Source organism: Streptomyces sp. CA-251387 (genome assembly GCF_050936625.1).
Classification (GTDB): domain Bacteria; phylum Actinomycetota; class Actinomycetes; order Streptomycetales; family Streptomycetaceae; genus Streptomyces.
Window position 1 is genome coordinate 370,262 of the sequence record NZ_JBNJMJ010000002.1, and the last position, 12,499, is coordinate 382,760.

4 protein-coding genes and 9 pseudogenes are annotated in these 12,499 nt (G+C 66.0%); 5 read left to right on the top strand and 8 right to left on the bottom strand.

All coding sequences use genetic code 11. The annotated features are described in order from the left end of the window. Positions 1 to 208 precede the first annotated feature (208 nt). The 5 genes and pseudogenes from ACQEV2_RS43410 to ACQEV2_RS43430 form a co-directional block, all read right to left on the bottom strand. Positions 209 to 3,115, bottom strand: a complete 2,907-nt coding sequence (locus ACQEV2_RS43410; RefSeq protein ID WP_433056015.1) for an AAA family ATPase — start codon at positions 3,113 to 3,115, stop codon at positions 209 to 211. A 212-nt stretch (positions 3,116 to 3,327) separates the two neighbouring features. Beyond that, positions 3,328 to 4,133 (bottom strand): annotated as a pseudogene (locus ACQEV2_RS43415) (transposase family protein). A gap of 91 nt (positions 4,134 to 4,224) precedes the next feature. Next, positions 4,225 to 4,972 (bottom strand): annotated as a pseudogene (locus ACQEV2_RS43420) (transposase family protein). A 137-nt stretch (positions 4,973 to 5,109) separates the two neighbouring features. After that, positions 5,110 to 6,317 (bottom strand): annotated as a pseudogene (locus tag ACQEV2_RS43425) (IS110 family transposase). A gap of 239 nt (positions 6,318 to 6,556) precedes the next feature. After that, positions 6,557 to 7,299 (bottom strand): annotated as a pseudogene (locus tag ACQEV2_RS43430) (transposase family protein). Between the two features lie 9 nt (positions 7,300 to 7,308). Here ACQEV2_RS43430 and ACQEV2_RS43435 point away from each other — a divergent pair. The 3 genes and pseudogenes from ACQEV2_RS43435 to ACQEV2_RS43445 all read left to right on the top strand — a co-directional run. Further along, positions 7,309 to 7,671 (top strand): annotated as a pseudogene (locus ACQEV2_RS43435) (hypothetical protein); the annotation flags it as partial. Positions 7,672 to 8,047: 376 nt separating this feature from the next. After that, positions 8,048 to 8,433, top strand: a pseudogene (locus tag ACQEV2_RS43440) (flavin reductase family protein). 368 nt (positions 8,434 to 8,801) lie between these two features. Next, the gene (locus ACQEV2_RS43445; protein WP_433056018.1) at positions 8,802 to 9,644 is read left to right on the top strand and encodes a GNAT family N-acetyltransferase; all 843 of its coding nucleotides are present in this window, start codon (positions 8,802 to 8,804) and stop codon (positions 9,642 to 9,644) included. Between the two features lie 264 nt (positions 9,645 to 9,908). Here the strand turns inward: ACQEV2_RS43445 and ACQEV2_RS43450 are convergent, their stop codons facing one another. Both ACQEV2_RS43450 and ACQEV2_RS43455 read right to left on the bottom strand, forming a co-directional pair. Continuing rightward, positions 9,909 to 10,109, bottom strand: a complete 201-nt coding sequence (locus ACQEV2_RS43450; RefSeq protein WP_433056021.1) for an IS3 family transposase — start codon at positions 10,107 to 10,109, stop codon at positions 9,909 to 9,911. Beyond that, positions 10,090 to 10,422: a DDE-type integrase/transposase/recombinase gene (locus ACQEV2_RS43455; protein WP_433056128.1), complete on the bottom strand. Its 333-nt coding sequence runs from the start codon at positions 10,420 to 10,422 to the stop codon at positions 10,090 to 10,092. The genes ACQEV2_RS43450 and ACQEV2_RS43455 overlap by 20 nt, the downstream gene beginning before the upstream one ends. Positions 10,423 to 10,652: 230 nt before the next feature. On the opposite strand from ACQEV2_RS43455, the pseudogene ACQEV2_RS43460 reads away from it, so the two are divergent. Further along, positions 10,653 to 10,807, top strand: a pseudogene (locus tag ACQEV2_RS43460) (IS5/IS1182 family transposase); the annotation flags it as partial. A 117-nt stretch (positions 10,808 to 10,924) separates the two neighbouring features. On the opposite strand, the pseudogene ACQEV2_RS43465 reads toward ACQEV2_RS43460, so the two are convergent. Next, positions 10,925 to 11,404: pseudogene (locus ACQEV2_RS43465) on the bottom strand (IS5 family transposase); the annotation flags it as partial. A gap of 29 nt (positions 11,405 to 11,433) precedes the next feature. On the opposite strand from ACQEV2_RS43465, the pseudogene ACQEV2_RS43470 reads away from it, so the two are divergent. Then, positions 11,434 to 12,414 (top strand): annotated as a pseudogene (locus ACQEV2_RS43470) (IS701 family transposase). The last annotated feature ends 85 nt before the right edge of the window (positions 12,415 to 12,499 follow it).

Below are 12,499 nucleotides of genomic sequence, written 5' to 3' on the forward strand. Positions count from 1 at the left end.
TGGCAATTTCCAAAACACCGCGAACACACCTCAAGGCGGAGCCGCTCTCGGCAACATGAACGACGCAGCATGCGACCCAACATCAGCATAAGCGGCGAGGACACCTTGGCAATCTCGACTAACTGACGAAAGCTCCGACGGATAAGCCGGACGCATCCCTGGCACGATGAACTCCTCCTCGCGGGGACCAGCGTCCCCAAGCAGATCATCACCCTGGAGTAGCAGGACTGAGAGGTTCGCCGGACCGGCTCTTGTGTGTGGGGGTTTCCTGGAGTGCGGCGGCGAGGCGTTGGCGGCTGGTGATGCCCAGTTTGCGGTAGGCCTTGGCCAGGTGTACCTCGACGGTTTTGACCGTGACGTAGAGCTGTTGGGCGATGTCGCGGTTGCTGAGCCCGGTGGCAGCGAGGTCGGCAACACGGCGCTCGCTGGGAGTCAAGGCTTGGGGCCCGGTCAACGTGAGCCGACGTGGCCGGGCGCCGGCGGCACCCAGTTCGCTGAGGGCGACCTCGACCAGGTCGGCGGCGGCACACTGATGGGCCAGGTCCAGTCCGCGGCTGAGAGGAGGGCGGGCCTCCGCGCGGTGCCCGGACCGCCGAATGGCGGCACCCAGGTCCACCAGCGCGTGGGCCAGTTCGAGCCGGGCTGTGGAGTGTTCGAGGACTTCCACGGCCTCAGTGAGCAAGGCAACGCCTTGTGCCCCGCCGGCAACCTGGCCGGCAATGCGCAGCGCATGGCCCAGAGGACGGGGCGCCCCCCAAGCGCGGGCGAGGGCAATTTCTTCTTCAGCATATCTGAGCGCTTCCGAATTCCGGCCAAGGGCATGCAGACATTCAGCGGCCCCGGAGCGCCACGCCGTGAAGGCCGGGTTGCGCCCGCCAGTTGCAGCAAAGCTATCTCCGGCGAAGAGCATTGCTTCCAGTGCCTGGTCGGGGTGGTGCTGGCGCAGCAGCAGACGACCGTAGCATTCGTGAACGCGGAACCAGTTACCGATGCGCCGGGGCTGAAGGATATCGATATTCTGCAACAGGTCAGCGGCTTCAGTGAGTTTTCCCTGCTCCATGAGAGCGGTAACAGCCACCGACAATGCTAGCGGCACGTTGACCATGTCTCCAGTCTCTTCCTCCAGGCGGAGTGCATGATGCGCATCGGCCAGCGCTTCGGTCAGATCTCCGCGCCACAGCCACATTACTGAGCGGTAGGTGTAAGCGGCGACGGTGTCGCCCTCTGAATGGAACTGCTGGGCTTGCGCGAGAAGATGGTCGAGGATGGGTAGGACATCCTCCAAATCGGTTGCCATGAGCGCGAAGGAACTACAGGCATATGCGGCTATTCGGGGTGCGCCGAGCGGATCGAATTCACCACTGATCGCCATGTCTCCGCAGCCCAGTCCGCGGTGGGCGCGACGGGCCACGGCCTTGCGATCTGCGCCAGTGAACGCTTCATGGAGAGAAAGCAGGCCGTCCAGAATTCGGCCTCCGACCGTCTCCTCGGATGGTGCGGCGAGCAGTGCTGCCATGCGTTTTTTCACAAGATTGTAAGCCGCCGGGTCGTCCTGGGCCATGTCCAACAGTGCTGCGGTGAGCAGGTTGTGCAGTTCGGTGTGGGTAGGGGCCAGTTCCTCGATTGCGTTGGAGCAGAGTGCCAGGGCCTCGTCGTTGTGTTCCTGCCAGGCAAGCATCAATGCCAGCCGGGAGACGATTTCGGCTCGGGAGATCGGATCATTCGTTTCCGCCAGAGCCATATGTAGATATTCCCCTGTTGCCTGGGGCTCGAAGCGAATAGCGAGGGTTCCGAGCCGGATGATAGTGTCGACCCGATCACGCGCCTCGAGCGGCTCGGCCATACATCGCCGTAGGTAGGCGCTCGCACTCTCTGGGGAACCGCGGGCCAGCGCGGTGCGGGAAGCGGCGTGGAGAGCCGCGATGACCCACTGCTCACCAACTGGCGACGTGCGCAGCAGGTGAGCTGCGGCCCGCTCGGGATCAACTTTCTGTTCGACGAGCAAGGAAGCGATATGGCGATGCTTATCGTTCCTCAATACCGGATCGATGTTCTGGTAGATCGCCGCGCGTATCAGGGGGTGCGAGAACCTCACCTTCGGGTTGGGAACAGCATCAGCGATCTCCAGCAGCCCTAGCTTCGCCAGTTGGGCGGCGGCCGCAAAGGCCTCGTGTGTCTCTATGCCGGCAACCGCGGCCGCTTGCATAAGCTCACTGTCCTCCCCCAGCAAGGCCGCGGCTCCGGCCATGGCGAGGTGCTCCGCCGGAAGCCGGCCAAGGTGCAGCGCGACCCGGGAAGAGAGTGCCCGGGCCCCCACCTCCTCCACGATCCGGGCATTGGCTGCAGTGGGTGCGATCCCCTCCTCGGAGATCGCGCGGACCTCCTCGTGCAGGAGTAGCGGACTGCCACCAGACGCTCTGCAGCAGGCGCCCACAAATTCCTCTTCCGCCTCCGGCCCTAGAGCACGATGCACAATCTCGGACGCTGCCTGCTCGCTCAGAGCCCTTGGGTGCAGCAGAGCGCACGTGTGGTCGGTAGTGATCCGTCCCAGCAGTTCCGCCGGCGCCTCCGGCTCGTCGGGCCTGAGGGATATCACCACCAAGACGGCCAGTTCCTCCAGCCGCGGCTGGAGATGGGCGAGGAAACGCAAGGACGCGGTATCAGCCCAGTGCACATCATCGATCAGGAGGACAAGGGGTTCCTTCTGGCACAGATTCGCTGTCAGCCAATAGAGCCCATGAAGAATAGCGAACTCTCCGTGCAGTGGAGCATCGGGCCCGTATTCCTGACCCACAAGCGCCGCTGCAGCACCTGCCGCCCCTGACAGCAGCCTCTTCCTCTGCTCAGGCGGCACAGCAGCCAGCGCCGGCTCAAACAACTGACGTGCCACACCGAAAGAGAACTCTCGCTCCAGATCAACCCCTCGCGCCGTGAGCACCCGCAGCCCCTCACGCCGCGCCTCATCCCCGGCATATCTCAACAGAGCCGTTTTTCCCATCCCAGCCTGGGACTCGATCGCGATGAAACCGCTCCTGCGCGCCAGGGCCCCCTGCACCGCCGTGACCAGCACGTTCTGTTCCACCTGCCGGTCCCAGAGCCCATGGACGCTGTTCATACCACCAGCATGCGCGGGCAACCCACGAGACGCCACACTCCACGAGGTCTCATGCCCCATCGAGCCAGGCCACCACACACGAGGACAATGCATCTACTGAGCTTCTTCAACTCGCCCACCGATCGGGTGACACCCCACAGGGATCTGAGCAGGTCAGGACGGACTGCGCTCGTCCCCGGACGCTCAACTTGAAAAGGCTCAGTGAACCTCTTTCATCCTGCGTATTCGCAGGTGAGGAGGGTGTGGGCTGCTGCGACCATTCTGCCGATGCGGTTGGTCGAGCATCGGGCTTGTCGTAGCAGTGGCCAGGACTTGAGGCGGGCGAAGGCGCGTTCGCCTGGAGCGCGGAGACGGGCGTGGTCGGGGTTGTACTGCTGGTAATGCTCCGGCAGTTCGCGGTGACCGTAGTACGGGGTGCGGACAGTGGCGCCGGCGCCTTGGTAGGCCCGATCGGCCAGGACGAGGATCTGGCGGGTGAGGCAGGCCTGGACGATGCCGTGGGCGCGGGCTGCGGTCAGGTCGTGGGTGCGTCCCGGCGTTGCCCGCGAAAACCACAGGGGTGTGCCGTCCGGACGCGTGATGACCTGGACGTTCATGCCGTGCTTCTTGTGTTTTTGCGAGTAGTACGGCTCATCGGCCGTGATCCGGTCGGTGGGGATCAGCGTCCCGTCGAGGATGACGAAGTCGCCTTCGCCCAGACCGACGAGGGCTTCGTGCAGGCCCGGTGCCCACGCGGCCAGCACCTCCACGGTCTCGCCGACGTAGCGCCAGGCTGTCGCTTCCGACACTCCGAAACCGGCGGCCACCTGTGCGAGGGTCTCGTTCTTCCGCAGGTGGGCCAGAACCAGCAAGGCCTGCTTGAAGCACCCCAACTTCCGCCAACGCGTGCGAAGTTCATGCCTTCGGGCGTAGATGAGCCACCAGACGTGCTCAACCAGCTCGTACGGGACGTCGAGCATGGCAGGATACGGAACCAACGAAGCCCCCCGGCCGATGGCGTGCTGAGTGAGATCACCACACCAACGACGAGGGGCTTCGCCATGTCACCCCCACCTGACCAGCCCATTTCATCCCCACCGCACAGGATGAAAGAGGTTCACTGAGCCTTTTCAGCGTTGCCGCTCCAGGGTGAGGACGGCAGCGGAGATTGACGACATTTGATTCGGGCTGCACCGGTGCCTGCGGAAGATCCGCCACGACTTGAGTCGTGCGACGCCGCGCTCGACCGGTGCGCGTGCCGCGGACAGCGCGCGGTTGACGGTTCGTTGGGTGGGGGTAAGGTCACGGCCCGGCGGGCGCCTGAGGGGTCTCGTCACCCATTGGCCGGCTCCCATGTAGGCACGGTCGGCGAGGACCGGGACGCCCTGGCGTTCGCAGATCCGGATGATCCGGTGGGCACGGGCCGCGGTGAGGTCGTGCGCGGCCGGGCAGCACGGGCGAGATCCACAGCAGCCGCCCGGCCGGGTCGGTCACCACCTGCACGTTCACCCCGTGTCGACGGTGCTTGTGGGAGAAGTCGGCCCGGCTGTCGCCGACCCGGTCGCACTCCGCAAGAGTGCCGTCGAGCAGGACGTGGTCGGGATCGGTCTCGCGCAACACCTTGAGCAGGCCCGGTGTACGCTCGGCGAGCAGGCTGATCACCCCGGTGGTGTAGGCGTGGGCGGTCCCCACCGAGATACCGAAGCCGGCGGCGATCTGGGCGAGGGTGTCGTGGCGGCGCAGGTACACCAGGCCGACCAGCGCACGCTGGTGCGGCGGGAGTTTGCAGCGGCGGTCACCCTCGCGGGTGACGATGAGCATGGTGACCCACTCGACCAGGGCGTGGGGCAGGTCGAGTGCGGCAGAATACGGAACCAACGCGGCTCCTGTGCCTGTGGGTTGAGACTTCGAACACCTCCCCCAACGGCACGGGAGCCTCGTGCGTTGCGGACACCACCAGCGTCACCCGATCAGTGGTCCTTCTGAAAATGCTCACTGATTCCTAATGTCGTCTGTCAAGCGGCGAGAGCGCGGGGCGGTGCGACTTCGTAGCACCGTCCGTCGCGTAGGAGGGCCCAGAGGACGTTGACGCGGCGGCGGGCAAGGGCGAGGACGGCCTGGGTGTGGCGTTTGCCTTAGGCGCGTTTGCGGTCGTAGAACTGACGCGACTCGTCGCAGTGCCGGAGGCTGAACAACGCTGAGGTGTAGAAGACGCGTTGCAGGCGGCGGTTGTATCGCTGCGGGCGCCGTAGGTTGCCGCTGATCTTCCCTGAGTCCCGGGGCACTGGGACGACGCCGCCGAAGCCGGCGAGGCGGTCAGCCGTGCCGAAGACCGTCATGTCGCCGCCGGTGGCGGCCAGGAACTCGGCGCCGAGGATGACGCCCAGGCCGGGCATGCTGGTGATCACGTCGAAGGCTTGGTGGTCGCGAAACCGGGCCTTGATGTCCTTGTCGAGAGCGGCGACTTGCTGGTTGAGCGCCAGCACCTCCTGCGCCAGCGTGTGCACCAGCTGGGCGGCCAGCTTCTCGCCGGGCAGGCTGGTGTGCTGCCGTTCCGCGGCCTGGACGGCGATCTCGGCCAGCCGGCCGGGGCGCACAACGTGACGGTTGCGCAGCCAGGCCTCCAGCCGCTTGGCGCCGATTCGGCGGATGGCCGCCGGGGTCTGGTAGCCGGTCAGCAACGTGAGCGGGCCGGTGTTGGTCAGATCCAGCGCTCGTTCCAGGCCGGGGAAGACGCCGGTGAGCTGGGCTCGCAAGCGGTTGACGGTGCGGGTGCGGTCGGCGACCAGGTCCATGCGCCGACCGGTGAGGATCTTGAGGTCGGTGACGGTGTCGTCGTCGGCGCGTAAGAGGTGCAGGTCGCGCGCGTAAGAGGTGCAGGTCGCGGCGGACGCGGATCTGGTCGGCGATAACCGCGGCGTCCTTGGTATCGGTCTTGCCCTCGCCTCGGTAGCTTTCGGAGGCGCGGTGGATGGCCCGGCCGGAGATGTAGTGCACCGGCTGGCCGTGGTTGAGCAGGATCGCGATGGCCAGGGCGGCTCCGCCGTCGGCAAGGTCGATGCCCCAGGTCACCTCGTCGCCCAGAGCCAGGACGTCGGTGAGGAGTTCGAGCAGTTCGGGCTCGTCGTTGGCGACGCGACAGCAGCCGACGGCCGCTCTCGTCGATCGCGACGCAGTGGTGGTGCGTCTTGCCTGCGTCGATGCCGGCCCAGATCGCGGCCATGTGGTGGTGCCGCCGTGCGGTGAGTTGCTGGTGCCTCCCGACGGACGACCTCGCTGTCGATTCCCTACGAAGCGATCATTCGCAATTCCCAAGTGGCAGCCGAGTCGTCGTGGGGCGCCGGGCGGCCAATCAGTGCGAGCCACAAGTGGCAGAGCTCTTTGAACCACACCCGACGCCCCTGGGTGGGTGAACCATACGAAGGGCTCACCACCTCCCGCAGAACAACGTAGGGAGCCTTTTCAGGGTTGCCTCTCCAGGATGAGGACTGCCTTGGCGGCTGACGCGAGTCGGTTGGGGCTGTAGCGAGCGTGGCGGAAGATGCGCCAGCGTTTGACGGCAGCAATGCCTCGTACGACTGGCGAGCGCAGCCGGGCGTGCGCCTTGTTCAGCGACTTGTCTTGCGTGGTGAGCTCCTTCCCGGGGCGTCGTCTGGCCGGGACTGCGACGCCTGGGCCGGCACCGGTGTAGGCCAGGTCGGCCAGGGCTGGGATTCTCATGCGTGCGCAGGTGGCGATGATGCGGTGCCTGTGGGCCACGGTGAGGTCGTGGGTGCGGCCCGGGGCAGCGGATGGGAGACCCACGAGGTTGCCGCCGGAACCCGTGATGACCTATAGGTTCACCCCATGTCGACGGTGTTTGCCCGAGTAGTCCCTCCGGGAGTCGCCCACGCGGTCGCACTCCGCGAGAGTTCCGTCCAGTAAGACGTAGGGCTCGTCTGCCTGCCGTAGCCTGGGTGAGAACCGGCGCTTTCTGGGCGAGGAGAGCGTGGACGTAGGCATGTGCGGTACCCACGCTGATACGGAACCGGCGGCGATCTGGGCGAGTGTGTCGGGTTCGCACAGGTACACCAGTGCCACCAGCGCCCGCTGGGACGGCCGCAGCTTGCACTGCGGTCACCCTCGCGGGTGACGATCAGTATCGCCCCCGACTGGTACGAGGAGCGGCACGAACGGCAGCGCAAGGGGCATTCCTCACGGCGCATCCGCGTCGAGCATGCCATCGCACACCTGAAGAACTGGCGGGCCCTTGCCGGACACTCGCCGAACTCGTCCCCGACTTCGCCGAGCTGCTGACCCCCGGTGGGGGCAACGACGCCCGGCTCACCGAGTGGGTCACCGCAGTCCGTGCCGCTGACCTGCCCTCTGCACAGTCGCTGCAGGGCCTCGAACTCGACCGTGCCGGGTGGATGCCAGCCTCACCCTGCCTTACCACAACGGCCGCACACCGCAGGCGTCAACACCCGCACCAAAAAGATCACGCGGCAGGCGCTGGATTCGACCTCCTTCGCCACCGCATCCTCCCCCAACAGCAAGGAAGCGCGTCACTACGGAACAGAGCCAAAAGAAGCACCTGATGGGCATGACAACCGATCAAGGCGCGGGTAGCCCGGGGCCATCCGTCAGAAATGTGCTGCATGACTATGTACATCCTGTTTGAGCAGCGCTTACTCAGGGGGATTGCGGGGGACATGCGTGTACTGGAGCGATGACGGAGACCTCGCCCATGGCTCTTGGCTCCCGATCTGGGGAGTCCGATGTCTGCGCTGCCGGGAGCAGCCCTGGACGATCTCTCGAGGGTAGTGCGGGGCCGGGTGGTCCGCGTGATCTGGGCAGAGTGACTGCAGTTGACTTCCGGCGGGCGCTGGGCCTCTTTGTCACAGGTGTCACGGTGGTGACTACGCGAGCGGGGGGCGGATCCGATCACGTGATGACGGCGAATGCCTCAGCTCGGTGTCGTTGGAGCCGCCGTTGGTGTTGGTATGCGTGCGGCGGGCTGCCTGCTTCCACGAGGCCCTGCTGGAATCCGGTCGGTGGGGTGTGTCCGTCTTGGCAGAACACGCGCAGGCCGCCGCGGTGCACTTCGCGACCAGTGGTCGCCCGTTGGAACACCAGCTGGACGTGGTGCCCTGCGGCGTGGGGCACACACCGGTGTTGCTTTGCTCACCGATGCGCTGGCCACTCTGGAGTGTTCAACTCACGCCGTCCATGAGGGCGGGGATCACACCATTGTCGTGGGCAGCGTGCTGGCCGTCTCCACGCCCAGTCTGGGCCGGTCTCCCCTCGCTTTTTGGAACAGCCATTTCCATTCCCTCGGACAGGCCAACCATGGCCGCTGACCGGAAAAACACGTCGGGCACTGCACCCTGACCTTCGGAATAAGAACAAGGAAGATCATCTAGGCATGGACATCATTAAGGCGACACCTTCTGGCAACCCTGGATCACCAATCCCATGAATGTCGTCGTCTCAACAGAGAAATCCTGAACTCATAGGACGTGAAGCAAGTGGCCAGCACCGCACAGATCAGTCTCCGCAGCCATCCTCACCCTCATGATCTACACGTGAAAAGGGCTCCGGGCCGAGCGTCGGCGAACGACACATCTACGCCCACCGCGCATGACGAACTGCAGCGGAACGCTGCTGGTGCGGTAGCGGGTGGGGTGCGCTGCACTGGGCCGTCTGATCCGTGGAAGGGAGTGCGCCCATGGACGTGAACGCGCCGATCTGGCTGCAGGACGAGAGCGGGCTGATCGCCCGCCCCATGGCCCCGGACGATGACACGGCCGTGCGGCAACTGATGGATACCGACTGGCTTCCCGGCCAGCGCCCCGCCCACTCGATCCCACTCACGCCCGATGCGCGGCTGCGTGAAAACGAAACCCTCGTCGTGTGCAACGCGCAGGGCGAAGCGGCGGGGGCGGTGTGCGTGGGGGTGCGCCCCGCCGACGAGGCAGGGCTCATCGTGTGGCTGCACGGCCGGGAAGACTTTAGCGTGATCAGCGCGCTCCTCGCCCTGGCCAGGGCCCATCTCGGTCACCGGCCGCTGTACGCGTTCACTGGGCCGGCCACCGCCACCGGCATTCCCGGCCTGCCCATCAAGCACCGGCCCGTCACCGAGCGTGCGCTGACCGCAGCCGGTTTCGTCCCCACCTCTGCGCAACGCTACTTCCTCCGCGACCTCGTTACCCCACCGCCCGTCCCGCCGGAATACCCCCTGGCCGACGTCACTCCCATCGCCGACCCGCCGGGCTGGCAACTGGAACTCACCGACACCGACAACCGCCACATTGCCACCGCGATTCTGCGCGCCCCCACCCCGGACACCGCCGACATGGCCGTCGTGTGGCAGCTCAGCGTCCGCCACTCACACCGCTGCCTCGGCGTCGGCACTCGCCTGCTCGCCCAGTGCCTCCACCACGCCGCCAACCACGGCGCGCACCACCTCACTGCCGATGCCCCCGACGGCGACATCCCCGCAGCCCGACTGCTCACCAGCGCCGGCTTCCTGCCCCTCGACACCCTCACTGTCTACCGCCGACGCCCCTGACGGGACATCCCACAGCGACAGACCCGGGCGGCCGAGCGACGAGATCGCCAACGGTCCGCGGATCTGTTTTAGCGACTTCCAACCCTGGATAGATCTGGCTTGTTTGGCTTTCACTGGATATATGTCTGATTTCGCACATGTAGTCCCTGCAGGGTCCGGCCCGCCCATGCCCGAGAGCAGGTGAGCGTGCGCATGGAGATCACGAAGGGAAAGTGAGGGAGGCTCAGGTCTGTCCCGAGTGGTGTGGAGTCGGGATAGCTGACTTCACGCTACAGGCGTTGCGCGTAGTTCGTACTCCACCGGGCTGAGCATGCCCAGGGCGGAGTGTCTGCGTTGGCAGTTGTGGAAGATCTCCAGGTAATCGAACAGAGCGGTGGACAGCTCCAGCGGGTGCGTCGACGGCGGTTGAGTAATTCGACCTGCACTCGGACCCAGAAGGACTCCATCATCGCGTTGTCCACGCACTCTCCGACCGAGCCATGGAGGGCACCAGGCGGGAGACGCGGGCGCGTTCGGTGAACGCCCAGGAGCCGAATTGCACCCTGGAGTGGATGATGGTGCCGCCCGGCTGCCGGTGACGGTTGCCGATGGCCATGCTCAGCGTGTTGGTGGCCAGCGCCGCGGTCGGTGAGGCGTCGATCGACCAGCCCACCAACCGGCGGGAGAAAGTGTCTGGGACGACCTCACAGTACACCTTGCCCTCCAGCGTGAAGTGTTCGGTGATGGCCGTGACCCACAGCTGGTCGCGGGGGTGTCGGGTGAAGTCGCGGTTGACCAGGTCGGCAACCGAGGGGGGCCTCGGGACTGGAGCGGCGGGTGCGGTTTCCGCTCAGGCCGTGCAGGCCAGCCCGCTGCATCAGCACGGCGCCGTGGTGCACGTGAATGCCTACTGAGCTTGAACTCGGCTTGTCGTAGCCGCTGACAGTGAGCCTCTCGCACCCTGTGCTGGAAGGGTGAAATGAGCTGGTCAGCGGGAGCGGTGACGTGGCAGAGCCTCTCGTCGTTGGCGTGGTGATCTCACTCATCACACCGGCGGCCGAGGGGCTCTGTTGGTTCCGTATCCTTCCACGCTCGACGTCGCGCAAGCGCTGGTCGAGCATGTCTCCTGGCTCATCTACGCCCAAAGGCGTGAGCTGAACTCGTCCTGGCGAAAGTTGGGTTGTGCCTTTGCCCTGCTCAAGTCCTGGCGCCTGCTGCGAAGGGCACGCTGCTCCACCAACCGCCTCAGTCGCATCATCGCACCCGCCCACACCCTTCTGATCTATGCAAACACAAGATGAAAGAGGCTCACTGGCGTGGGGATTCGCGGCGGAGATGCCGATCGACAGGGGTAGGCCCCGGCGGTCGACGATCAGGTGGATTTTCGATCCGTTCTTGCCGCGGTCGGTCGGATTCGGTCCTCAGTTGCCCCCTTTGAGTGGGCGGACGCTGACGGAGTCGATCGCGCACCGCGGCCAGTCCAGGTCGCCGCGGGAGCCGAGTTCGTCCAGGACCAGGCGGTGGAGCTTGGCCCACACCCGGGCCTCGGTCCACTCGGTGAACCGGCGAAAGGCGGTCACCCCCGACAGCCCGAAGCCCGGTGGCAGTTGGTTCCAGGTACATCCCGAGGTGGCCACGAAGATGATCGCGGCCAACACCTCGCGGTCACCTCGCCGACGCCGTCCCCCGCCCTGCGGCCGTTCCGGAGCCGGCGGAACCACCCGCTGAAACAGCTCCCACAGGTCCTCCGGCGCCATCCGCTCGACAAGCGCAGCAGTCATCGCCCCAGACTGCCGCAAGATCACACCAACTGAAATGGCGCCTTGCGCAGTTCGTTGCCGATGTCTTCGCTTCGGTGCCGCGGCAGGGTCAGCGGCGGTGGGGCGAGTGTGAACTGCGGGGTCTGATGCTGGATGGGCGGCGTAAGTCGATCAACAGCCGATGGACGAGTGGCTGCCGAGCGGGAACATGCAGGCTCTGCAGCAGTTCGTGAACCAGTCGCCGTGGAACTGGCTGCCGGTGCGGCGGCGGATTGCCGAGCGGTTGTGCGAGGCGATCCGCCTCGAGGTGTGGGTGGTCGACGACGTGTCGTTTCCCAAATGCGGGAGGGCGCCGGTGGGGGTGTGCCCGCCAGTACTGCGGGGGTCAAGCGGGTGAACTGCCAAGTCGCAGTCAGCGTGCATGCGGCCACCGACACGGCATCGAGCCCGCTGGAGTGGGAGCTGTTCCTGCCGGAGGAACGGGCAAGTGGTCACAGCGGCGCAGGCGGGCCAAGGCCCCTGGTGAGGTCAGTCATGTTTCCAAGACCCGTGTGGCGTTAGGACTGCGGGGCGGTCAATCCGAACGAGATCGCACGGCCGTCAACCACCCAGCCGTGTCAACCCGTTTATAGCGGACTGGGGCCGCCCACCCTGCCGCGCTATCGCGAGCCGACCCAGCCTCCGCCTGATGACGTCGCACTTCGCGGTGCTTCAGGTGCGGCCCTCGCGCAAGGAGGCCTGCCGCACCGGCCAGGAACAGGCTGGCGGACGCAGCCGGTGGGGCAGCGTGATGCCCCGGCTACTGGATGACCAACCTGCCCGCCACTACACCCATCGCCGACCTGGCGCGGTGGGCCAAGATGCCCTGGCGGATCGAGCACGACTACCGCGAATTCAAGCACGGCCTGATCCTGGACCACTTCAAAGGTCGCACCTGGCGCGGCTGGCACCACCACGTCACCCTCGTCACCGCCGCCCAGGCCTTCCTCACCCTGCGACGGCTCGGCCCAAAAGCTCACACGCCGACCTGACCCTCTACCAGGTCCTCGACCCCCTTTCAGGACCTACTACGGTGCTGGACCGGCACCTGCACCACCTGTGGCCGCCCCTGCCGAC

Bases quoted from the DNA above. Each gene is read 5' to 3' on its own strand.
- ACQEV2_RS43410 (WP_433056015.1), bottom strand. From the start codon at position 3,115: ATGAACAGCGTCCATGGGCTCTGGGACCGGCAGGTGGAACAGAACGTG.
- ACQEV2_RS43445 (WP_433056018.1), top strand. From the start codon at position 8,802: ATGGACGTGAACGCGCCGATCTGGCTGCAGGACGAGAGCGGGCTGATC.